We start from the raw sequence: 24,341 nt of genomic DNA, 5'->3' as shown, positions 1-24,341 counted from the left end.
CGAGAAGTATAAATGGCTTCAAATAAAATACAATTCAGAAGTATTCACGAACTAAAAGACCCAACTTTAACAAACAAGTTGGCTCAGAAGGAATTTGCTGAAGAAATTCCGGTAGATGAATTCCTAGGGAATGAGGAAAAAATGAATGAATCATCTACAAGCAGAAGAGATTTTCTAAAACTTTTGGGATTCTCTACTGCAGCGGTAACCCTGGCAGCCTGTGAAGCGCCAGTAATTAAGACCATTCCCTACGTTGTAAAGCCCCACGATATTATTCCTGGAGTACCAAACTATTATGCGTCTTCTTATTTTGATGGTTTCGATTTTTCCAGTGTATTGGTAAAGACTCGAGAAGGTCGTCCGATAAAAATTGATCCAAACCCTGTAGCCGGTAGCCTAGGAGCTACCAATGCAAGAGCTCAGGCTAGCGTGCTCTCTCTTTACGATAACGATAAGTTAAAGCAACCTAAAGTTGAAGGCAAAGACGCTACCTTTGATCAGGTAGATACCACGGTTCTAAAAGCTCTTGCTGAAGCTCAGGCATCTAATAAAAAAATAGTAGTACTCTCCCACTCTATGCCGAGTCCTACTTTTAAAAAGCTATTCGGTGATTTTAAAACCAAATATCCGAATGCAGAGCTCGTTATCTACGACGCTTATCCTTTTGCCGCAGGATTAGACGCCGCACAAGAAGTATTTGGAAGCAGAAATCTACCTGTTTACGATTTAAGTAAATCGCAGTTAGTGGTCTCATTTAATGCAGATTTCTTAGGGGATTTCAATGCTGGAAACGTAGAAACGTCTTATGCGGCAGCGCGTGTTCCGGGAGATAAAATGCTGAGACATATACAAGTAGAATCTAATATGTCGCTAACAGGAGCAAATGCGGACACCCGAATTAAGCAAAAACCATCACAGGTTTACAAAACTTTAGCCGAAGTTTACAAAGGATTAAATGGGGGTACCTCGGATAAAATAGCCGCTTCTATTGTTAAGGAGCTTCAGGCTCAAGGAAATCGTGCCGTAGTATTTGCAGATGGATCAAAAGCGGCCCATGTATTGGCGCATCTTATTAACCAGAAATTAGGTTCAGTAGCCTTCACAGGGAAAGCCTCTTATCTTAAAGAATTTGATGGCACTCGTTATCAGGAATTCCTCTCTTGGTTAAACAAGGGAGAAATAGGAGTTCTTATCACCCATAATATAGATCCTATATATTCTTCTCAAAAAGGAAGTCAATTTAAATCTGCGCTTTCTAAAGTGAATTGCCTGGTCGCAATTGCTGATAAAAATAATGAAATGGCTAAGGCGGCGAAAGTGGTAATTCCTGTCGCACACTGGTTAGAATCCTGGGGAGATATTATGCCTGAAACGGGTGTTTACTCTCTTATGCAGCCTACCATCCAAAAAGTATATAAGTCCCGACAAATAGAAGAGTCACTTTTAGTATGGACAAATGGCAAAGAAGCTGAAAACAATAATTATTACGATTATCTAAAGGCCAATGCTGTTTCCATTTTAGGGGGAATCTCTTTTAATCAGGCATTGTATAATGGCTTTAACGCTATAACGGGAGGTCGTACGCTCTCTTATATTGGAGGAAATGCATCCCAATCCATCGCGGAGCTGCAGGCTTTCAAAGCTTCAGATTTAGAATTGGTGCTCAACACAAAAACAGCAATTGGAGATGGTACTCAAGCTAACAACCCTTGGCTACAAGAGCTGCCAGATCCTATTAGTAGAATGTCTTGGGATAACTATTTGACCATTTCTCCGGCAGATGCTAAAAATTTAGGTTTAGATAATGAGCTTAATGGCAGAATGCAACTAGATGGTTCAGTGGTAAACCTTACGGCTAATGGAGTAAGCATAAAGGATATTCCTGTATTCATTCAGCCAGGTCAAGCGGAAGGATCTTTAGGTCTGGCGCTTGGATATGGTAAAACAGGAAATGGGAAAGTTGCAGAAACAGGGGTCAACGCTTATCCTTTATTTGATGGCTCTAATCTGGTTCTTTCAGGTATAAGACTTGAAAAAACGGAAAAAACCCATCAATTTGCAGGCATGCAGCTTCAGAACACCCTCATGGGCCGCTATGAAATTGCAAAAGAAGTTCCTTTACAGTCATTTTTACACAAAGATGTTAATGACTGGAATAAGCCTTTAGAAATGCACACCTATGGAGGTTCCTTACCTATGGGAAAAGTGGATTTGTGGGACAATAACGATGATACCGATGGGCCTCACTTTAACCTTTCCGTAGACCTGAATTCCTGTACCGGCTGTGGCGCATGTGTTATTGCCTGCCAAGCAGAAAACAATGTACCTGTAGTAGGGAAAGAAGAGATTAGGATGTCCCGGGATATGTACTGGTTAAGGATTGACCGTTATTATTCATCAAAAGAAAAAATAGAAACTAAAGAAGGTCTAGACAGAGGACTTAACGTTCCTGAACTCTACGATATTCTTATTGAGCCATCCAATACTCCTGACGTTATATTCCAACCCGTAATGTGCCAACACTGCAATCATGCTCCATGTGAGACCGTTTGCCCAGTAGCGGCTACTTCCCACGGTAAACAGGGGCAAAACCAAATGGCTTATAACAGATGTATTGGTACCCGATATTGTGCAAATAACTGTCCCTATAAAGTGAGAAGGTTTAACTGGTTTAACTATGCATTGAACGATAAGTTTGATTATAATATGAACAATGATCTGGGCCGTATGGTACTTAACCCCGATGTAGTGGTAAGAACCCGCGGCGTTATGGAAAAATGTTCTATGTGTATCCAGCAAACTCAGGCTACCATTCTTACGGCGAAAAAAGAAGGAAGAAGAGTAACGGATCAAGAGTTCCAAGATTCTTGTGCGTGTGCAGCAGCCTGCTCTACAGGAGCGATGAAGTTCGGAGATATGAATGATAAAGGATCTGAAGTAAGAAGCCTGTTCACCAGCAAGAGAAGATATTACTTGTTAGAGGAAATCGGTACCAAACCAAATGTCTTCTACCATACTAAAGTTAGAAATAGAGAAGAAAAAGAAATTTAAATAATAAATATACAGTAAAAAATGTCAGGACATTACGAAGCCCCGATTAGGGAACCGCTTATTATAGGTCATAAGACTTACCATGATATTACGGAAGACATTGCACGTCCTATAGAAGAGAGAGCTGGGAAATTATGGTGGTACTCACTTTATGCAGCCCTTGTATTATTCATTTATGGATTTGGGTGTATTGCTTACACCGTAGGTACGGGTATTGGTGCATGGGGGTTAAACAGGACAATCAACTGGGGTTGGGATATTACCAACTTCGTATGGTGGGTAGGTATTGGTCATGCCGGTACACTGATCTCTGCCGTACTCTTATTATTTAGACAAAGATGGAGAATGTCGGTTAACCGCTCAGCAGAAGCGATGACCATCTTTGCCGTTTGTCAAGCGGCCATTTTTCCGGTAATCCATATGGGTCGTGTTTGGGTTGGCTATTGGGTTTTCCCTTTACCCAACCAATTTGGTTCTCTTTGGCCTAACTTTAATTCTCCTCTGCTTTGGGATGTATTTGCGATTTCCACATATTTCTCTGTATCTGTAGTGTTCTGGTTTATGGGATTAATTCCTGACTTCGCTATGATTAGAGACAGAGCTAAGACTCCATTTACTAAAAAGATTTATACTATACTCGCCTTTGGATGGGGAGGAAAAGCCAAGCACTGGCAAAGATTTGAAGAATTATCTTTGGTACTGGCAGGGCTAGCGACTCCTTTAGTATTCTCGGTACACACGACTGTATCTTTTGACTTTGCTACCTCGGTAATCAAAGGATGGCATTCTACCATCTACCCTCCTTACTTTGTTGCGGGTGCTATCTTCTCAGGATTTGCAATGGTACAAACTTTACTTTTGGTAGCCAGAAAAGTGTGTCATTTGGAACAATATATCACGATTTACCACATTGAAATCATGAATATTGTGATTGTTTTAACCGGGGGTATGGTTACCGTAGCCTATGCTACTGAATATTTTATCGGATGGTATTCGGGGTCCCGATTTGAAGATTTCACCTATCTCTCTCCAGGTGCAGCGACTGGTCCTTACTGGTGGGCATTTTGGGCATTGATTATCTGTAATCTTGTAGTACCGGCTTCCTTCTGGTTTAAAAAACTAAGAACCAATATTATCTGGACATTTATCGTAGCTTTAGTCATTAATATCGGTATGTGGTTTGAGCGTTTTGATATTATCGTTATCAACCTTTCCAGGGACTATCTTCCATCTTCCTGGACCATGTTTAAGCCCACAATTATTGATGTAGGTGTATATTTAGGGACAATAGGTTTTTTCTCCGTATTATTCCTTTTATATGCAAGGACTTTCCCTGTAATCGCACAAGCGGAATTGAAAACGATTTTGAAAATTTCTGGTGAAACTTATAAAGCAAAAGAAGGAGATGAGCACCACTAAAAGAATATATGGCCTTTATGGCGACGATGATGATTTAATGCATGCTATTAAATTGTTTAGAGATAAAGGAATTTCAATTGCTGAAGTTTATACTCCTTTTCCTGTTCATGGTTTAGACAAAGCTTTAGGCCTTAAGAAAACCCGAATTTCAGATGCTGCGTTTATTTATGCATGCTACGGTATATCTATAGGAGCCTTAACTACCTGGTATATGATGAACCACGACTGGCCTCAAGTTATCGGAGGGAAACCCAGCTTTGACTGGGCGCATAACATGCCAGCGTTTGTAGTACCAATGTTTGAGCTCATGGTATTCTGTGCTGCCCATCTTATGTCGTTAACCTATTTGTTTAGAAACAAGATGTATCCGGGAGCAAAACCTCAAAATCCAGATCCAAGAACTACGGATGATAAGTTTTTAATAGAGTTCGTATCCGAAGATGTTGATACTATTAAGCAAATGCTTATAGATACGGGAGTAGAAGAAATAACCATTAAAGATGCCTAACATGAAACTTAATGAAATGGTTACATCTGACCTTAAAAAAAATAAGACCTTCCAGATGAAAAATAACTTTTTAAAAATAGCAGGTATCCTGAGCATTGGAATTATTACCTTAAATTCCTGCGGTGATAAAACAGACCCACCTTTAGTATATTTTCCAGATATGTATTTTCCTGTTGCTTATGACCCGCTCATGAAAGCTCAGGACGCTTATTCAGATCATGAAAATGAAATTCCGGCCTTTGCATCCCGAAATGGACAAACCGGTTTAGCTCCGGTGGAGGGGAGTGTTCCCCAAAATAGTGATGGTGTTTTACCTTCTGAATCTCCAAAGAATACGGATGATTATAACCTATTGTACGAAGCTTCCAAAAAGCTTAACACGTCTCCTTTAAACCCTGCTAACAAAGAAAAAGATATTGCAAGGGGTAAAATTTTATACGAGCATACCTGTTCTGCCTGTCACGGTACGGGAGGAGATGGTAAGGGGCCTATTGTAGAATCCGGAGCTTATAGCGGGGTGCCTAATTATGCGGATAGGGAGATTACGGTAGGGTCTGTACATTTCGTTTTAGAGAATGGCCGTAATAATATGGGCTCCTACGCAGGACAACTGAATCCTGGTGACAGGTGGAGAGTCGCCATGTATGTTATAAATGAATTTAAGAAACAAGCGGCTGCGACAGCTGATAATAAAGATGCTTCCGCAGATAATGATAATGCTAATACTAAAAAATAAAAAGAAAGAAAATGTATAGTTTTTCACCTAAATTAAGACTGTATTCCCTTATTTTAACCATTGTAGGGCTCGTTCTATTTGGTATTGGCTACGCTGTAAACCACAGTATTGATAAAGCTAAGGTAGAACAAATGGTCGCTGCAAAACATCTGGATTTGGAACATGGTCCTAAATCTAATTCTCTGCAGAGCCACGACAATAGTCACGATGAACATTTGGAAACAGCTCTCCATCAAGTTCACAATGAACCGATGGCGGCCCTATTACAAGTTTCTGTATTTGCGTTTGGTATTGCCTGTGCGGCTTTATTCTTCTATTGCGTACAGAACGCTGCACATGCAGGCTGGCCGATCATTATTCTAAGGGTTATGGAAGCCATTGCCTCCTTTATCCCCTACGGAGGTGTTTTAATGCTCATTATCATAATTGCCAATACACTAGGGTTAAGCCATCTCTACCACTGGATGGATAAAAGTTTAACAGATCCTCAATCGGCTCATTTTGATGCGATATTATACGAGAAGAGTAAATATTTAAATATTCCTTTCTATTTAGGGAGGACCTTTATTTTCGTAATCGGTGCCAGTTTCTTTGTTTGGAAATTGAAGGCATTATCGAAAAAGGTGGACGAAACAAACTCAAAAAAAGATTATGCCCAATACTACAACTGGAGTGTAGGCTACATCGCATTCTTTGGCTTCGCTTCTGCGGCTTGGGCATGGGACTGGATGATGTCAATAGATCCGCATTGGTACTCTACACTATACATCTGGTATACGATGGTGAGCTGCCTGTCTACATCCATAGCAATCATGATCATTATCAGTGTATTCTTGAAAAAGAAGGGGGTATTACCACAGTTCAATGATAACCACTTACATGATCTTGGCGTATTTCTTTTTGCCACCAGTATGCTTTGGACTTATTTATGGTTCTGCCAGTTCATGCTTTACTGGTATGCGAACGTTCCTGAAGAAGTAAACTACTTCTTTGGAAGATTCGAATACTACCGTTGGACCTTCCTTCCGATGTTAATTCCTAATTTTTTACTTCCTTTATTAGTATTGGTAAGTAGTAGTATTAAGAGAAATTACAAAGTGGTAACCAGCATGGCTGTAGTCGTGATATTTGGACACTGGCTGGACTACTTCAATATTATCATGCCGGGTACAGTAGGTCCTTTTTGGAATATCGGACTTTTGGAGATAGGGGCTAGCTTATTTGTTTTGGGGTTATTTGGCTTTACCGTAATGTCGGCCTTGTCCAAATTAAAACTAATTCCTACCGGAAACCCATTCTTAAAAGAATCTGAAATTTATGAATATCCTTTCTAAATTCTGGTGATATCATTAAATATAAATCCCGTATTCATCAATGCGGGATTTTTTGTGCGCAAGATTCATAAGCCAAATGAGCGTAATTCTAAGCCTGCTCATGTACAAAAATATCTCTCTATACCTTAAGTAAGCATTCCCCGCATAAGACCATCCCCCCTCTTTACAAGAGCATATTTATATAAAGAATCGTCCGAAATAGAAAATTCAACCCACATATATTATAAGGTAAAAAAAACAGGACTGTATGGCTCTGGTAAAATGATCTATCAATTTAAGCACTGATAATGAAGTAGTCTGGATCGGGATAACCCATAATAAGCAATCGTGTAATTTGCAAAACCCATCTAATAAAAATTAACCTCATTTAAGGACGGTATTTTTTCATAATTTTGTACAAACTAAATTTTATGAGATACTTTAAATATCTTTTCTTATTATCCTTTTTCATGATGATAAGCTGTAAAAAAAGCAAAGTGGATGGCTCTTCACTGAGGTCTTTTCAGCGCAGCATTAATGATATGGCTTCTAACTTAAACACCATCAAACAAATAAAATTTAATGAAGCCCTCTATATCATTAAAAAATTTGGCACCAATACAGAGGGAGATATTAATCAGATGGAAACTGCTGCGCAGATTCTGAATGGAAAAAATGTAGTACAAATTTTTGCATTGGCCGATAGCATTGCCCAAAAACATGGAATAGAATGGTCTAGTACAACACCTCCTTCCTTAGGAGGGTTAGACATTTTTTCGGATAGTAAACCCACAGAAATCGATCCTAACGATGTTAAAGCTTCGGCACTTAGTCTTTCTATTCAACCAGCTAGTGTGGACTCTATTATAGGTCCTACGGCCTTAATGATTATCCCTCGTCTTGTAGATGAGAAGGGTGATAAAATAGAGTTTAGCAATGCAGCTCTGGAGACCATCATGGAAGTTTCGAGTGGAGGAACGAAAATATCCACCTCTAAAAATCTAATGATCAATAATAAATTTAAAGGTTTTTACCTGAAAATCAGCAATATTCCTGTCGATAAATTGATCAATAATAGCATTGATGTAAAAGTAAGAGTAAAAACCGCTAAAAAAACTTTACAAACCACTAAAACGGATATTAGTCTTAATACAAAAGCCTTAAAGCCTATTATCACAGGCCCTAGCCTTGCTAGCACTACCGAAATTCCGTCCAGTTCGAATGAGGGTGCCATGGTTACAGCTGATGGTACAGCAGTGCTGACTGAAGATCCGAAAACAACGGTATCGAGATTTATAGGAAATATTAGCAATAAAAATCTAAAAGCAGCCTATGATATGTCCAACAATCCAAAATGGGAATCCTATGAAAACTTTTCCAATACTAACTCTGGATTTGGAGCAGTAAAATCGATTAGTATACAATCTCTTAATACGATTAGTAAGACCACCGATCAAGCGAATGTGGAAGCTAATTATACGGTGAGCGATCAGGCTGGCCACACTACAGATCTCAATGTAACCTATAGCCTAAAAGCTTCTGCAGATGGCTGGAAAATTACAGGTTATAAAATCAATACAACGAAATAATAAAAAAATGACATCTAAAAACTTAGTCCAAAAGTTAGAAGCAACTATTCAAAACATTCCAGATTTTCCAAAACCTGGAATTCAATTCAAGGATATTAGTCCCATTTTCCTAGACCCAACTTTATATAAAGAGGTCATTGATGAATTGGCTCATTTTAGTCGGAATAAAATAGATGTAATTTGCGGTATAGAAAGTCGCGGCTTCCTATTCGGCATCGCGCTGGCAGCAAAATTGGAAGTGCCTTTTATCCTCATCAGAAAAAAAGGGAAACTCCCCCCTCCTTTTATTTCGCAAGGCTATGATCTGGAATATGGCTCTTCTGAAATTGAGATGAAAGCAGGACAGCTAAAACCTGGGCAGAAAGTGCTTATTCATGACGATTTGCTTGCTACAGGAGGGACCACAGAGGCCGCAGCAAAATTAGTAGAAAGCCAAGGGGCCTGCGTTTCTCAATTCAGTTTCTTAATAAGCTTGGAAGATCTAAAGGGAAGCGAAAGGTTAAAATCTTACAATGCTGAGATCTATAAAATTCTTTCCTACTAAGCAGGCATATATTTTTTTGCATATCAACAAGGAAATATTAAATTTGCAATTCATTAAAATCAGAAAATGAATAAAAAAAATAACGGCGGAAAAGAGACTGTAGAATTTTTCCAAGATTTAGATAAAAAAAATTTAAATTCTGAAAGGTTTATTGAAAGATATGCTAAGCAGATAGGCATCGCTTTAGGTGTTATACTCTTGGCCATTCTAGGCTATTTTGCGTATGACCAATTCATCACAGGACCGAAAAACACAGAAGCTACAACCGAGTTCCTAGCAGCACAGAAAAATCTGAGCCTTGGGAAGGAAGACTTGGCTTTGGGTGGTAAATCTCCGGCGAATCCCGGTTTTGTAGGAACTTATAATGAATATTCTGGGACTAAAGTAGGTAAATTAGCCGCATATAACGCTGCTATTTTGGAATTTAAAAAAGGAAATTATCAAAAAGCATATGATATGATGGATCATTTTACCTCCTCTAATAAGATTCTTATGGCTTTAAAATATGGCTTGATGGGCGATTGCCTTGCTAATCTTAATAAAGGAGAAGAGGCGCTTTCTCAGTTTGATAAAGCGATAAGTTCCTCAGATGATGCCTATACCTCCTACTACTTTACAAGTAAAGCTGGAATTTTATCGCTAGCTTTGAAAAAGCAGGAGGCCGCAAAAAAATATTTCTCTACTATTGCAGAAAAATATAAAGACTTTGACGGAGGGGCTTCAGATGCTTACATTGAAATGGTAAACCAGTATTAAAGATATAATAAATGTCAACAACTGATCTATCAGCGTATAAGCCGCTTGATATAAGTAATGCCGATGATATGATAATCGGCATTGTTGTTTCCGAGTGGAATAACTTCGTAACCCATAATCTAAGAGATGGAGCCATTGATACCCTAAAGAAAGAAGGTGTGAAGGAAGAGAATATCCATGTTTTTTCGGTTCCCGGAGCTTTTGAACTCAGCTATGCAAGTATGCAATTGGCTAAAACTAACCGCTATGATGCCGTTATCGTTATAGGATGTGTTATTCGTGGAGAAACGCCTCATTTTGATTATGTATGCTCTGGGGTTACTCAAGGAGTTAAAGATGTTAATCTCCTCACCGATACCCCTGCCATTTTTTGTCTCCTCACCGACGACAATAAGGAACAGTCTATTGCTCGTAGTGGTGGAGCATTAGGTAACAAAGGCGTTGAGGCGGCGGTTACAGCATTACACATGAGTGAGTTTAAAAAGAAAATAAAAGCCTAAAATTAAAATGCTAAAAAAAAGACCTCTATATAGAGGTCTTTTTTTTTATTTTTGGTGTTGTACATCCAAATATGCGTCTGTTCCTAAAGGATTAAGTGTTTTGTTGGTCCCCACAAATTTTAAAGAAAAAGGAATCGTCTCCTTCCATTGCCTTTTTTTTACAGAGGCCTGTATACTCGGAGGATCGCTATACTTCCTGTGGGTAATAAGCTCAAAGGCCTTAGCCAATCCAGGGTCTGAAAGATTTCCAAATTCTTTTATTCTCCCAAAATCATCTTTATGTTCAACAAGAATATCGGGACGTATTCCCCCATATACATTACCCGAGCTAGGGGCTGGATGCGGATCCTTCCTGGAGTTCCAATAAGCAAAAACAATGGGTTGCATTTTCCAATTATGCCGTGGATTTCTATTTTGAAAATTAGTATAGTCTGACCTCGGATCATCATATAAAGTAATGGACCCTACAAACTTCCCAAAGGTAGGTTCACCAATACTGGTCACTGATACATACGGCTTTAATGCATCTATGGTTAATTCACTAGCAGAAGCCGTAGCCTGGGTGGTGAGAACGTATACTTTATTCAGATTGCCTAGCACGTTGATCCTTTCCTTTCCGATCTCTTTATCAACATTGCCTTTCTGGTAAATCTCTATTTGATCCTTTAATGTTTCCGATCCATTTAGGGAGGAGTGTTTTTTATTGTATTCAATATAAACATATGGCTGTCCTCGCTTACCGAGGATCATCTGCCCTAATGCTACAGCAGTATTCACGGATCCTCCACCATTATACCTAAGGTCCAAAATCAAATCCGTAACCCCCTGCTGTTTCATCTTTCCAAATATAGCGTTCAACTCTCCGTTAAAGTCCGCTTTAAAACTATTGTATACCAAATATGAGATACGCCTCCCCCCTTCATGAAATACCCGATAAAAAGCGACAGGATTTTCATTGATTTCAGCATGGCGTAAACTCACCACCCTTTCCTCTCCTAATACAATTTTATTCTGATCGTCTCTACTGCTACTCTGCACGCTGATGCTTGCTCCTTCACTCTCCAATTCTACATACGATGTGATATCACTACCATTTACTCTGGTAAGAACATCCCCTCTTCGGATACCAGCTTTTGCAGCCGGAGAATTAGGAACCACATAATTAACCAAGGCTAAATAGCGGTTTCTATTTGATATATTAAAAAGTGTATAGTTTAAGCCTGAACTTTTATTTACGGCATTCTGATTAACCTTAAACGCTCGTATAATGCCATCCCTTTCAATCCATGAAAAACGATCGTTCTTAGGATAATGATAAAGTAAGCTATAGAATAAATCGTCGGGCATGAGCGAATTGATAAAGGAAGCGTATTGTTCCCTTTTATTAAAGCCGTCGGCTAAGTTAGGTACTTCTTTCTGCCAATAATACCAAGAATTAAGACCTTTCCATATAAAATCATTTTCCGGTCTCACAGCCGAAGTGCTTCCTGACGGTTCAGGAGTTATCGTATCCCTGGCACAGGAGGTCACCAATAGCCCGCATAAAGAAATAAATAATAAGCTATGTAGTTTTTTCATATAATAGATTGTAATATTATCGTACTCTAATTTAACTTTTTTTATTCAACCGAGGATAAGTATAAACTTCTGTACCCAGCGGCATAAAAGTTTTTCTGCTGCCTCCAAATTTAGTAATTTTAAAAGCAGAATAGTTCGTGTTATCCCTCCTAGATGCTATCGCTTTCCTATTTTCCATAGTATATTTCTGTCCGGTGATGAGTTCTACTGCTTTTGCCAGAGCTGGATCGGAAAGCTCTCCAAACTCTTTAAGTCTACCAAAATAATCTGCCGGATTAATTTCATAATCCACCTTCAAACCACCCTTAATAGGGTTCTGCCAATGCTTACTATTATAATAAGCAAAAGTAATGGGTTGTAGGGCCCAATTATGGGATTGATTTCTATCATTCTTAGAGAGATAATCAGTGTTGGGAGAATCAAACAAAGTGTGGGACCCAAAAAATTTGCCGTAGGTTTCGTTGCCTATCGTCACCACTTTAATATAGGCTTTGAGGGACTGTATCGTTAGCTCACTGGCAGATGCCGTCCCGCCACTGGTAAGTATATAGACTTGGTTAAGCCCTAAACTATTAATTTTCGCATTTCCTTTATCGATTATTCTATCCTTATAAGGGTAATACATTCTTATCGTATCCTTAAATCGCTCCGTAGTATTATAGTCCTGATGCTTTTTATTGAACTCAATACTTACATAAGGACTGCCCGTAAATTGTCCTGTTACCATTTGTCCAAGCCTGACAGCGGTTTCTATTGAACCTCCTCCATTGTACCGTAAATCTAGTATAAGATCTGTTACACCCTCCCTTTTCAGATCTCCAAATGCATTATTTAAGGCTTGATGGTAGTCTTCTTCAAAACTATTGTATACTAAATAACCTATTTTCTTACCTCCAAAATTCAGGCTCTTATGAAAAGCCACAGGGTTTTCTTGTAAATCTATTCCCGAAAGGCTGTAATCGGTTTCTTCAGAAGTCACAACAGCATCTTGGGAAACGCTTACCCGTCTGGCAATGCTAAGTTTAACATGCTCTCCTGCCAATTCTTTTGAATTAGAAAGGCTGAGCATATTTCCATTGACTTTTGTAATCACATCTCCCCTTTTTATTCCTGCATGGGCAGCTGGAGAATCGGGTACTACGTAGTTTACAATGCCTATATAATCGTTTTGTTTCCTTCCTTTGGGGTATACACTGTAGTCCAAACCAGTACTTCTATAATTCTGGTAAATATTGGGTATAATCCAAGAAAACCGATCAATATCCTGAGTATATAGCAAGGCATTAAATAAATCAGATGGATTTTTAGAGGCTAAAAAATTTACGTACTGAGGAGATCCTTTAAAATTATCTGCAAGATTCGGTACCTTTTCTTGCCAGTAATACCATGAATTTAGCGCTTTCCATACAAATTCATTTTCAGGCTTTACATTTTTAGGCTCTATAATATGTGAAGCTTCAAAATCCCTATTACATGAAATTATACAAGTAAAGCCCGTAACAATAACAAATAGTAATTTATTTAAAAATTTCATTTTAATTTATTAAGTTTGTTTAACCAATCATTTAATATTAAATATATGAAAAACATATTAATATATAGTTTGTTTTTTACAAACTTATTGTCGCTCCCCTGCATTTCCTGTAAGAGCAATAGCCTCCAGAAAACCAAATCAATAAAAAACGCCTCCTATAAAATTTATAATATACGAGACGAAAAAGGTTATGAGGTGGTATTTAATACGACGGGAAAAGGGATGGATCCTATTGCTGTTACCCTCAACAGAATTAGACAAGAAATTAAACCTTCAGACAAGGAAAATAGTACTTACCACATTAATTTAATTGCTGAGACTAGGAGAATACACGATTATACACCTCAACAGAGCTTTTACGGAAATGGTGTGATTTTTAAAATTGACTCCACCGAATATTTCAAACCAGTAAAATTTATACTCAAATAAAGGCTATCCTACTCAAAGCGGTATTTGAGCTATTCTTTTTGTTTAATTTTTTTGAAAAAATTTCCGATGATGTATCTCAAAAGATTACAGCCTTTTATCTATTTGGGGGCTTTCTATATATTAATTTCTTTTATTTTAAGATTTATTTTTATTTTTCATCCCCTTACCACCAGTAGATTTAGCATACTGGAGGGTACTCAAATGTCTCTTATAGGTTTTATCAATGATGCGCTCATCTTTGTTTTACTTAGTTCTTTATTTGTCTTGTACTTAACTTTTATCTCCAATACCAAATACTACCACCCTTGGGGGGGAATAATTTTAGCAATATTAATTTTTACGACTTTATACTGTATTTTTTATCCCATCAGAATTTTTCGAGAACATGGAAATCTATATGCTATAATCATCATATTATTAAGTATTAAAACCTTAATATTCGCCTTATTATTATACTCTAATACGAGTAGATTCATTGTTAGAAATACCATATATTTTTTTATTATATTTTTTTATATTTTCTTCATTCTACTGAATGCCGTAGGCGAATTTTTGTTCTGGAATGAATTTGGAACGCGTTATAATTTTATCGCCTTAGATTATATTCAAAACTTCAAACTACTGATTGGAAATATATTAGAGTCTTATCCCATTTCAATATTACTCTCTGTCATAATCCCTATATCCCTATGTCTCACTTGGATAATTTATGATAAAACAAAAGATAATCTTATACAATTGCCAACCTTCCAACAAAAGTTGAAATTAATTTTTCCATATATCATTTCGGCAGTGCTTATTGGCTTGTTTTTAATTTCGTTTATGGGGCAATCCAAGCATCCTAATAATTTTTATAGAGAAATCGAAGCGAATGGATTATATAAACTTTATCAGACTTTTATTCATAACAATAATACCAATGATTTTAATTCTCCTACCCTTGCTTCGTCACAAACTTATCAATTTGTGTCTCAGGCCCCACCTCCAAATCCACCCAAGATTATAAAAGGAGAGGCCGAAGAACAACATAAAAATGTGGTTTTAATCTCCGTAAAAAGTATATCCGCGAGCTTCTTAGCACATTATGGAAACACTCAAAACCTCACTCCTTTCTTAGATAGCCTGGCGCAAAAAAGTCTCCTGTTTACTAATATGTATGCTACCGGTATCCGCTCCGTATACGGATTAGAGGCCCTCACCTTAAATATTCCCCCTACAGTTGAAGAGAGCATTGTAAAACGAAAAAATAGCAGCAATAAGAATACCTCTGGAGGTGTTTTTAAGTCCAAAGGCTATCTTATAAAATATCTATACGGAGGCTATAACGGCTTTGATAATATGCAGGATTTTTTTAGAAAAAACGGATACGATGTTGTAGGACCTGAAAGTTTTAGACCCCATGAGATCTCCTTTGCCAATACTTGGGGGATTTCTGATGAGGATATGGCTAGAAAAGCCATTCAAATTATGAACGGGGAAGCGGATAGCGGAAAACCCTTTTTCAACCACTGGATGACAGCGAGCAACCATAGGCCCTTCACTTATCCAGATGGTAAAATTGAGATCCCGAGTACAGCCAAGTCACGCGAGGGGGGAGTGAAATATACCGACTATTCTCTTCGCAAGTTTTTTGAGATGGCGAAACGGCAAAAATGGTATAATAATACGGTATTTGTAATTGTTGCCGACCACTGTAGTTATACTACAGGAAAGTCGGAACTATCTGTAGAGGGCTACCGTATTCCGGCTATGATCTATTCACCCGATGGTTCTATACCTGCTCAACACTTTAACACCCTTATGTCTCAAATCGACCTAATGCCTACCCTTTGGGGGCTCTTAAATTTTAGTCATCCTGATGTGTTTTTAGGTCGAGATGTAATGAAGCCCAACTATATCCCAAGGGCCTATATTGCTTCACAACAAGATTTGGGATACATCAAGGATAATTATTTAACCATTATCTCTGCGGATACATCAATAAAACAATACCAACTTCAACAAAAATATTCGAATCTTCCGGCTGAATTTAATATTTACTATTACCCAGCCCCCATAAAGCAACCTATCCGAAATTTGGTAAACGAAGCTATGACCAATTATAAACGCGTTTACCCATAAATAGATGAAAAAATAAATACTTATCTCATATATCTTAACCCCAAAAAAAAATAGAAAATGAAATGGACAAATGAAAGAAGCAACAACGTAGAAGACCGCCGTGTAAAAGCCTGGAAAGGCATTATTGTCGGTAGTGGACTAGGAGCGATTATTGTCGGAACTTTCCTCTTCTTCCTCGGAGGAAATGTTTCCAATTTGTTCAATCCTGAATCTACGGCATCTAACACAACCAAACATCTCTTTCTCAGTAAAGAAGATAAAAACGTAAAGCAATTTGTACAAATGATCGCCGCTTGGAACGAGGCGACTTGGTCACAAATTTTTAAGGACAATAAATTGAGCTATGCTCCTCCGAAAATTGTTATTTTCGAAAAGACTACTCATTCGGATTGTGGCTCTGCACAAGTATCTATGGGTCCTTTTTATTGTCCCTCTGATCAGACCATATATGTGGATATGAACTTCTTCGAGGATTTACAATCCGTATACGGTGGCCAAGTAAGCGAGTTTACCATTGCTTACGTTTTAGGACATGAAGTGGGGCATCACATCCAAAATTTGATGGGTACCACAAAAAAAATTGATCAGTTAAGAAAAAGTGGCCGCTATTCCACAGCAAAAATGAACCGAATTTCTGTTGCTCTGGAACTCCAAGCTGATTTTTATGCTGGTGTTTGGGCTAAAAACAACAATAATCGTTTAAAAGGTGCTATTCTAGAACCTGGAGATATTGAAGCTGCAGTGAATGCAGCCCAAGTGGCGGGGGATGATAATATACAGAGGAGAACCTATGGCTATATTAATCAAGAATCTTTTACCCACGGTTCTTCCGCACAAAGAGTAGAGTGGTTTATGAAAGGCTATAATACTGGCGATATTAAGCAAGGAGATACTTTTAAATCTTTATTACAGTAAAATACAAGACTAAATACCATCAATAGAGATATAGATAAAATCAACCTCACCCGTATAACGGGTAAAATCGTCTAAAAAAAATTATGATTATAAAAAATACTTTATTATAGGGAGAGAATTACTTTTATAAATCTATATACCTCTGTTTAAAAACTTGCGAAAAAACTGGAGAGATCTTTTGATCAGATTTTTTTAGCTATCCTTATACTTACAACCAAGTAGAGGTTAGCCCCATTCTGGGAATAAAAAAGAAGCTCTAATACTGACTCCCAGCAAATCCCCTCTTAACTGTCGGCGCCTACATGCAAAAAAGTTTTCAATGTCCAGCAGCGGGACTTATTCTATAAAGAGTTTCCTACAATCCAAAGTCCCCGCTGGACTTTTTATAAAAAGGGATAGGAGTTTTATTTCCAAATCCCTCCCCCTCAAAAAATAAAAAATACTCCTATGCCTATCACTCTCTATTAAACACATTCAATTTTTATCTCCTCAATTAGGAATTTAGTTTTTTAAAAAATTCCCACATCACAATCCCCGCACATACACTTACATTGAGCGAATGTTTAGTTCCCAACTGTGGAACTTCTATAAATCCATCACATAAAGCTAAAGCCTCATCGGATACCCCTGCTACCTCATTCCCCATAATGATAACATATTTTTCCTGTTTGGAAATAGCTTGCTGATCTAGCATTATACTTCCCGTTGTTTGCTCTATGGCCAAAATACGATAACCATTAGATTTTAGCTGTTTTATGCTATCCTCTACATTTTTTTCATAGCACCATTCTACACTTTCCGTAGCCCCCAAGGCCGCTTTATGAATCTCGCGGTGGGGAGGTTGGGGGGTAATACCACACAATACCAATTTTTCTACAATAAAAGCATCCGCAGTTCTAAAGACAGCCCCCACATTATTCATGCTTCGGATACTGTCTAGTACAACAACAAGGGGGATTTTCACCGATTGCTTAAACGTTTCCACGTCCACTCTACCCAGTTGTTCGAGTTTGAGCTTTTCTACCATTTTAATTTTCCAAACCGCAAATTTACAAAAGTAAAACCGATAATACTTATATACTGACAGGATAGGATTTTACAGACATAGAAAATGGAAGCTCGAAAAAACAAACTTTCAAAGCCTGAATTTAATCCTTAAATTTGAAGCCTATTGATATAAAAATGGCGAAAGAAAAGAAGGAAACTCCTTTAATGGGGCAATACAACAGTATAAAGGCTAAATATCCTGACGCACTTCTGCTGTTCCGTGTAGGTGATTTTTATGAAACTTTTGGACAAGATGCTATTAAAACTTCCCAGATACTGGGGATTGTTTTAACGAAACGAGCCAATGGTAAGGCTTCTCACATAGAATTGGCTGGTTTTCCACACCACTCCCTAGATAGCTATCTCCCCAAATTAGTACGCGCAGGAATGCGCGTCGCCATTTGCGATCAGCTTGAAGATCCAAAAATGGTAAAAGGTATAGTAAAACGAGGGGTTACTGAATTGGTGACCCCTGGCGTCACCTTTAACGATCAAGTTCTGGATGCTAAACGTAATAATTTTCTATTATCCCTGCATCAGGAAAAAGAAAAATACGGCATTGCTTTAGTGGACATCTCAACTGGTGAATTTCTGGTGAGTGAAGGCAATCAGGAGAAACTAATCCACCTTCTCCAGACCTTTAACCCAAGTGAGATTATCCTTCAACGAAATACAAAAATTCCGCAACATCTAAACAACACCAGTAACTTCAAACTAGAAGACTGGGCCTTCCAATATGATTATGCCTATGAAAAACTCACGCAACATTTTCGAACAAACTCTCTAAAAGGCTTTGGCATTGAGCATCAACGCCTGGCAATTATTGCGTCGGGTGCTATTTTTGCCTATCTCGTGGAAGACACACATCACCACTTGCTCAATCATATTACAAAAATTCAATCTATTCCTCAGGAAGACTATTTGATGATGGATGGCTTTACCCTACGCAATCTAGAAATCATATCCGCTAACCAGCAAAAAGGAAAAAGCCTGTTGGATATTATTGATAAAACCTATACCCCCATGGGAGGCAGACTGCTAAGGCGGCGATTAATTCTTCCGCTAAAGAATCTACCCGAAATCAACCGCAGGCTTAGTCTCATCGATTTTTTAAACAAACAGGATTTATTAAAATATAATATTTCCTTACAGCTCAAGTCCATCTCGGATCTGGATCGACTCATGGGTAAACTGGCCGCCCAAAAGATCACGCCTAAAGAATTAGGCTATTTGCGGGAATCCTTAGAAAGTATTCATCGCATTAAAAACTTATTAAACCCCTATCCGAATGTTCTAAAATACTTAGATCCGCTGCAGGATCTGAGCGAGATCCTAAAGCATCTCCATCACCACCTTAATGAAGAATTGCCTGTTCATCTGAGCAAAGGAAATGTGATTAAAGCGGGCGTCTGTGAAGAACTGGATCAGCTAAGAAACCTGCAATTCAAAGGAAAACATTTCTTAGACGAAATGAGAGATCGCGAAATTAAGCGAACAGGTATAACCAGCCTCAAAATAGATTTTAATAATGTATTTGGCTATTTCATAGAGGTAAGAAATACACATAAAGATAAAGTTCCTGAAGATTGGGTCAGGAAACAAACTCTGGTTAATGCAGAGCGCTACATTACCCAAGAGCTCAAAGAATATGAAAATCAAATTTTAGGCGCCGAAGAAAAAATTTTGCTTCTAGAAGCGGAATTATATCGTTCTAGCTGCAACCTGCTGCTTCAATATATAGACCTGATCCAAGAAAATGCTACCCGCATCGCTGAATTAGACTGTGCTGTAGGTTTATCCGAACTCTCATTACAGGAACAATATACCAAGCCCATACTCAATGAAAACTTTGCCCTAAATATTTCGGGGGGACGACATCCTATTATTGAAAAATCCTTAAACTTAGGAGAAAAATATATTCCAAACGATATTTATCTGGATCAAGAGTCCCAACAAATCATTATGGTAACAGGCCCTAATATGGCGGGGAAGTCTGCTATTTTAAGACAAACCGCCATCATTTGCCTTTTAGCACAGATCGGCAGCTATGTTCCAGCCAAACATGCCGAAATAGGTCTATTGGATAAAATATTTACCCGAGTAGGCGCCTCGGATAATTTGAGCGCTGGTGAGTCTACCTTTATGGTGGAAATGAATGAAGCCGCTAATATTCTGAACAATATATCCGATCGCTCCTTAATTCTACTCGACGAAATAGGTCGGGGTACCAGTACCTATGATGGCGTTTCCATCGCGTGGTCAATTGCAGAATATCTCCATCAGCACCCTACAAAACCCAAAACCCTTTTTGCAACCCATTATCACGAACTAAACGAGATGACTCTCACTTTCAATAGAATTAAAAATTTTAGTGTGAGTATACGGGAAAATAAAGGGAATATTATATTTTTAAGAAAACTCATCCCAGGGGGTAGCGAGCATAGCTTTGGGATTCACGTCGCCAAACTAGCCGGCATGCCCTCAAAGGTGATTCGCCGTGCCCAAGAAATATTGAAAACCCTTGAAGATTCTCGCTCCCCGAGTACTCCGGCGGAAAAAACCAAGCGCATCACAGAAGAAAATTTACAGCTCAGCTTCTTTCAACTCGACGATCCTGTGTTAGAAAATATTAGAGAAGAACTGAATAAAATAGATATCAATACTTTAACGCCTATTGAAGCCCTGATGAAACTAAATGCCATTAAGAAAATGATTGGAGACTAAATAGATTACGAAAGGGATTAGAAGGAACAAAACTATTATTATAAAAAGAGCGGATGGTTTCATACCTATCCACTCTTTTTATATTTCTTCTCTTTAGAAATCAACATCATTTCCTCTTAAAACTGGAGCAGGGTTTACCCAAACCTCTTAAGAAAGGAGGACATCTTATAGCTTTGATTGCGTACCGCTATGAGACTAATTCTTTAGTCCTATTAAGCGCTTGTGCAATTAGCCAAGCCTCGCTCCAACAGGCCTGAAAGTTAAATCCGCCAGTCACGGCATCAATATTTAATACTTCTCCTGCTAAATAAAAATTGGCATGCTTCTTAGTCTGCATTGTTTTAAACTCTATTTCCTTAAGGTCTACTCCGCCTGCAGTTACAAATTCATCTTTAAAAGTGCTTTTACCCTTCACCTGCATCCTATTATTGCAAAGGTGGTCTAGTATCAGTTGTACTTCCCTATTACTGATATTCCCCATAGTTTTAGAGGGATTAATACCCTTCATTTCTAAACTGGCATTCCAAAATCTATGGGTAAGCTCAAAAATCTTTGCCTGACCTATATTTTTTTTAGCATTTTTGGACTTAAAATCATTCAATATAGCTTCGGCATTTGACCGGTGCATACCCAAGAAATTAACCACTACCTCCACCTGATAATCCATTGCAAATAACTCACGCGCACACCAAGCGGATAATTTAAGCACTGCGGGGCCGCTTAATCCCCAATGCGTAATTAATAAGGGGCCTGCTACTTCTTTTTTTAGGCGGGGAAGCTCTACCCATGCCCGAGGAAAAGAAGTTCCCATAAAGCCTTCAATACTTTTATTTTTAATATTAAACGTAAAAAGGGAGGGCACCAAATCTACCATATCAAAACCTAAGTCTCTTAAAAGTTGATAAGATTTAGGTGAACTTCCGGTACAAAAAACGACACTATCCCCTATAAATTCTTCTGAAGCTGTTTTGATAATCCAATTTTTATCTCTCTTTTCTATTTTTTTGACGACTTTATTCGTTAAAATTTTTGCCCCATTCTGAAGAGCGGCCTCCATTAAGGCATTAATAATACTGGCAGAAGAATCTGTATGGGGAAAAATACGATTATCTTCTTCTATCTTTAAGGCTACTCCACGCTGTTGAAACCATTCCATAGTATCGCTGGGTTGAAATTTGGTAAAAACACTCAGTAATTCTTTATTTCCTCTCGGATAAAAAGATATGAGTTCGCGAGGATCAAAACAAGCATGACTAACATTACACCTTCCCCCACCAGATATTTTCACTTTCTGCAAAACATCCCCAGATTGCTCCAGAATACAAATATCATATTGATCTCCATCTACATTGGCTGCAGTAAAGAAGCCTGCCGCTCCTCCCCCTACAATTACAAGTTTTTTCTTTTTTAAACTATTCATCTTAATACAAGGCAAGCCACAAAATTACAATTTTTATAAACCATCATTTATCCTTAATTTTGAGGCTGGCTATAGCTGCACTATCAGTACACTATAAAAGTATAGCCTTTTTATGTTTATGAGTATGTCTGCATATTATCACAAATTTGAAGTAAGATGGTCGGATATCGACGCCAACCGCCATTTAGCCAATTCCTCCTATGTTATGTTTTGTGCGCAAACCCGCATGGCTTTTATGAAGGCCCATGGTATAGGCATTTCCCAACTTATACACTGGGGAGTAGGCCCTGTAGTTTTAAGGGAAGAGTATTCTTTCTTTAAAGAAATTATGGCAGATCAAACTGTATATGTGGGTTTAGAAGTTTCGGGCATGTCTGAAGATGGCTCTATCTATTCCTTTACCCATAAATTTTATTTACCCGACGGCACTCATTGTGCTACTGCCAAAGTGGTCGGAGTATGGATTGATACTATAGTACGAAAGCTAACCACTCCTCCTGATGATCTATTGGTTTGTTTCCAAAAATATAAAACGGATAATATCGAAATTATAAAGCGAGAAGATTTAAAAAAAATTTCTCCACTTCCTGAAAATGTAGATCCCAACCTGTTTAAGTAAATGTATGCTCGAAGATAAAAAGACACCCTTAACCCCAGTATCCACTCTCGGTGAATTTGGACTGATTAAGCATCTCACAGAAAAGTTCGCTCTGGAACAGCCTTCCTCCTCTTTGGGTGTGGGCGATGATGCTGCCATTATTCATCCAGGAGAAAAACGAGTGGTGGTGACTACTGATATTTTAGCCGAAAATGTACACTTTAACCTGGGGTATGTTCCCTTAAAACATTTAGGTTATAAAGCTGTTGTCTCCAACCTAAGCGACTTAGCTGCTATGAACGCGGTTCCTACACAAATTTTAGTTGGATTAGCCGCTTCTAATCGCTTTCCTGTAGAAGCTTTTGAAGAGTTGTATGCAGGCATTGCTCTTGCCTGCCAACATTACAAAGTAGATCTTATTGGCGGAGATACCACCAGTTCGCAAGCCGGCTTGGTAATTAGCATCAGTGCCATAGGCCTACAAGATGAAGAAAAAATTATTAAACGTTCTACTGCTCAACCTAATGATCTATTAGTCGTAACTGGAGATCTAGGGGGTGCCTATATGGGGTTACAAATATTGGAAAGAGAACACTCGGTTTATCTTGCCAACCCTCATATGCAACCAGAAATGGAAGGTTATGATTATATTCTTCAAAGACAGTTGAAACCAGAAGCGCGTACTGATATCCGTAACACACTAGAGGAATTAGGAATTTCACCTACGTCGATGATCGATATTTCAGATGGATTGGCATCAGAAATCCTACATCTTGCCGATCAATCTAAGGTAGGCTTTCACTTATATGAAGAAAAAATACCCCTAGATAACCAAACGATAAGCACCGCCGAAGAGCTTAATTTTAATCCGGTTATTGCTGCGCTAAACGGAGGCGAAGACTATGAATTGCTATTCACAATATGCCCAAATGATTATGAAAAAATTAAAAACCACCCAGATTTCACTGTTATTGGGCACGCCGTAGAAGCCCAACAAGGGAACTATATGGTAGCAAGAGGCTCCCATGAATTAATCAAGCTTACAGCTCAGGGCTGGGATGCTTTTTTAAAACGCCAATAGAATAAAAAAGGAGGATATTAAAATCTTCCTTTTTTTATGAATCTCCCTTTCAGCATTTCCGATATTCAATCTTATTCCTGCTAATATCTCCTCTTTTTTTATTACCCATCTTATGCGTTCTTATTCGATCTAATAAGAAATATACCGCTTGGTGTTACCCACCCAACAAACTGTTTTCCAAAAGCACACAAAGGGTATAAACTACTGGATTATTCCACTTTTAATAAAAATTATACATTTTTATGCATCATTTAAATATATTTTTGTACTTTTATTTAGTTAATTCTTTTTCTACCTGCTTAGGATATAAATAACTTAACAGATACTTAAAAAACAAAATGATGTATATTAAAAATTTAAAACACAAAATGATCAAGACTAAATAATTTTTCAGCCGTAAATCGAAACCTGACTAGTGGATTATGCAATCTCTATCCAGAACTAGAGATTAATTGTCCTTGTATTTACATATCGTTTT

At 38.1% G+C, this 24,341-nt stretch carries 19 protein-coding genes; 15 read left to right on the top strand and 4 right to left on the bottom strand.

From position 1 onward, the window contains the following. Window positions 1-12: 12 nt before the first annotated feature. From GNY06_RS09930 to ribH, 9 genes are all read left to right on the top strand, one after another. Window positions 13-3,051 carry a TAT-variant-translocated molybdopterin oxidoreductase gene (locus tag GNY06_RS09930; RefSeq protein WP_166519927.1) on the top strand — a complete coding sequence of 1,013 codons (3,039 nt, stop codon included), beginning with the start codon at window positions 13-15 and terminating at the stop codon, window positions 3,049-3,051. A 21-nt stretch (window positions 3,052-3,072) separates the two neighbouring features. Next, window positions 3,073-4,470 carry an NrfD/PsrC family molybdoenzyme membrane anchor subunit gene (nrfD, locus tag GNY06_RS09925; RefSeq protein ID WP_166519926.1) on the top strand — a complete coding sequence of 466 codons (1,398 nt, stop codon included), beginning with the start codon at window positions 3,073-3,075 and terminating at the stop codon, window positions 4,468-4,470. Next, on the top strand, window positions 4,457-4,978 hold the full coding sequence (locus tag GNY06_RS09920; protein WP_166519925.1) for a DUF3341 domain-containing protein: 522 nt from the start codon (window positions 4,457-4,459) through the stop codon (window positions 4,976-4,978). The genes nrfD and GNY06_RS09920 overlap by 14 nt, the downstream gene beginning before the upstream one ends. Window positions 4,979-5,033: 55 nt before the next feature. Further along, window positions 5,034-5,714 (top strand): c-type cytochrome, encoded by a 681-nt coding sequence (locus tag GNY06_RS09915; RefSeq protein WP_166519966.1) that lies wholly within the window; start codon window positions 5,034-5,036, stop codon window positions 5,712-5,714. A gap of 11 nt (window positions 5,715-5,725) precedes the next feature. Further along, the gene (locus GNY06_RS09910; protein WP_166519924.1) at window positions 5,726-7,048 is read left to right on the top strand and encodes a quinol:cytochrome C oxidoreductase; all 1,323 of its coding nucleotides are present in this window, start codon (window positions 5,726-5,728) and stop codon (window positions 7,046-7,048) included. Between the two features lie 410 nt (window positions 7,049-7,458). Next, a complete protein-coding gene (locus GNY06_RS09905) occupies window positions 7,459-8,616 on the top strand; it encodes a hypothetical protein (RefSeq protein ID WP_166519923.1) in 1,158 nt (385 codons plus the stop codon). Window positions 8,617-8,623: 7 nt separating this feature from the next. Next, window positions 8,624-9,160, top strand: a complete 537-nt coding sequence (locus tag GNY06_RS09900) for an adenine phosphoribosyltransferase (protein ID WP_166519922.1) — start codon at window positions 8,624-8,626, stop codon at window positions 9,158-9,160. Window positions 9,161-9,226: 66 nt separating this feature from the next. Next, window positions 9,227-9,916 carry a YfgM family protein gene (locus GNY06_RS09895; RefSeq protein ID WP_166519921.1) on the top strand — a complete coding sequence of 230 codons (690 nt, stop codon included), beginning with the start codon at window positions 9,227-9,229 and terminating at the stop codon, window positions 9,914-9,916. An 11-nt stretch (window positions 9,917-9,927) separates the two neighbouring features. Further along, on the top strand, window positions 9,928-10,416 hold the full coding sequence (gene ribH, locus GNY06_RS09890; protein ID WP_166519920.1) for a 6,7-dimethyl-8-ribityllumazine synthase: 489 nt from the start codon (window positions 9,928-9,930) through the stop codon (window positions 10,414-10,416). A 45-nt stretch (window positions 10,417-10,461) separates the two neighbouring features. Here the strand turns inward: ribH and GNY06_RS09885 are convergent, their stop codons facing one another. Both GNY06_RS09885 and GNY06_RS09880 read right to left on the bottom strand, forming a co-directional pair. After that, window positions 10,462-11,994 (bottom strand): S41 family peptidase, encoded by a 1,533-nt coding sequence (locus tag GNY06_RS09885; protein ID WP_166519919.1) that lies wholly within the window; start codon window positions 11,992-11,994, stop codon window positions 10,462-10,464. A 31-nt stretch (window positions 11,995-12,025) separates the two neighbouring features. Then, window positions 12,026-13,528, bottom strand: a complete 1,503-nt coding sequence (locus GNY06_RS09880; protein WP_166519918.1) for a S41 family peptidase — start codon at window positions 13,526-13,528, stop codon at window positions 12,026-12,028. 45 nt (window positions 13,529-13,573) lie between these two features. Here GNY06_RS09880 and GNY06_RS09875 point away from each other — a divergent pair, with 45 nt between their 5' ends. The 3 genes from GNY06_RS09875 to ypfJ all read left to right on the top strand — a co-directional run bounded on the left by GNY06_RS09875 (window position 13,574) and on the right by ypfJ (window position 16,993). Beyond that, window positions 13,574-13,957 carry a hypothetical protein gene (locus tag GNY06_RS09875; RefSeq protein WP_166519917.1) on the top strand — a complete coding sequence of 128 codons (384 nt, stop codon included), beginning with the start codon at window positions 13,574-13,576 and terminating at the stop codon, window positions 13,955-13,957. Window positions 13,958-14,023: 66 nt separating this feature from the next. Beyond that, window positions 14,024-16,078 (top strand): LTA synthase family protein, encoded by a 2,055-nt coding sequence (locus GNY06_RS09870; protein ID WP_244614410.1) that lies wholly within the window; start codon window positions 14,024-14,026, stop codon window positions 16,076-16,078. Between the two features lie 57 nt (window positions 16,079-16,135). Further along, window positions 16,136-16,993 carry a KPN_02809 family neutral zinc metallopeptidase gene (gene ypfJ, locus GNY06_RS09865; protein WP_166519916.1) on the top strand — a complete coding sequence of 286 codons (858 nt, stop codon included), beginning with the start codon at window positions 16,136-16,138 and terminating at the stop codon, window positions 16,991-16,993. A 493-nt stretch (window positions 16,994-17,486) separates the two neighbouring features. Here the strand turns inward: ypfJ and GNY06_RS09860 are convergent, their stop codons facing one another. Continuing rightward, on the bottom strand, window positions 17,487-18,020 hold the full coding sequence (locus GNY06_RS09860) for an RNA methyltransferase (RefSeq protein WP_166519915.1): 534 nt from the start codon (window positions 18,018-18,020) through the stop codon (window positions 17,487-17,489). 155 nt (window positions 18,021-18,175) lie between these two features. Between GNY06_RS09860 and mutS the strand changes: the two genes are divergently transcribed. Then, on the top strand, window positions 18,176-20,764 hold the full coding sequence (gene mutS, locus GNY06_RS09855) for a DNA mismatch repair protein MutS (protein ID WP_166519914.1): 2,589 nt from the start codon (window positions 18,176-18,178) through the stop codon (window positions 20,762-20,764). Window positions 20,765-20,951: 187 nt separating this feature from the next. On the opposite strand, the gene GNY06_RS09850 is transcribed toward mutS, so the two are convergent. Then, on the bottom strand, window positions 20,952-22,184 hold the full coding sequence (locus GNY06_RS09850; RefSeq protein WP_166519913.1) for an aminoacetone oxidase family FAD-binding enzyme: 1,233 nt from the start codon (window positions 22,182-22,184) through the stop codon (window positions 20,952-20,954). Window positions 22,185-22,308: 124 nt separating this feature from the next. On the opposite strand from GNY06_RS09850, the gene GNY06_RS09845 reads away from it, so the two are divergent. Both GNY06_RS09845 and thiL read left to right on the top strand, forming a co-directional pair. After that, window positions 22,309-22,803 (top strand): acyl-CoA thioesterase, encoded by a 495-nt coding sequence (locus GNY06_RS09845; RefSeq protein ID WP_166519912.1) that lies wholly within the window; start codon window positions 22,309-22,311, stop codon window positions 22,801-22,803. Between the two features lie 4 nt (window positions 22,804-22,807). Further along, window positions 22,808-23,863 (top strand): thiamine-phosphate kinase, encoded by a 1,056-nt coding sequence (thiL, locus tag GNY06_RS09840; protein WP_166519911.1) that lies wholly within the window; start codon window positions 22,808-22,810, stop codon window positions 23,861-23,863. The last annotated feature ends 478 nt before the right edge of the window (window positions 23,864-24,341 follow it).

Source organism: Elizabethkingia argenteiflava (assembly GCF_009904105.1).
In the GTDB taxonomy this organism is placed as follows: Bacteria; Bacteroidota; Bacteroidia; order Flavobacteriales; family Weeksellaceae; genus Elizabethkingia; species Elizabethkingia argenteiflava.
This window is presented reverse-complemented; position numbering and strand designations above follow the sequence as displayed.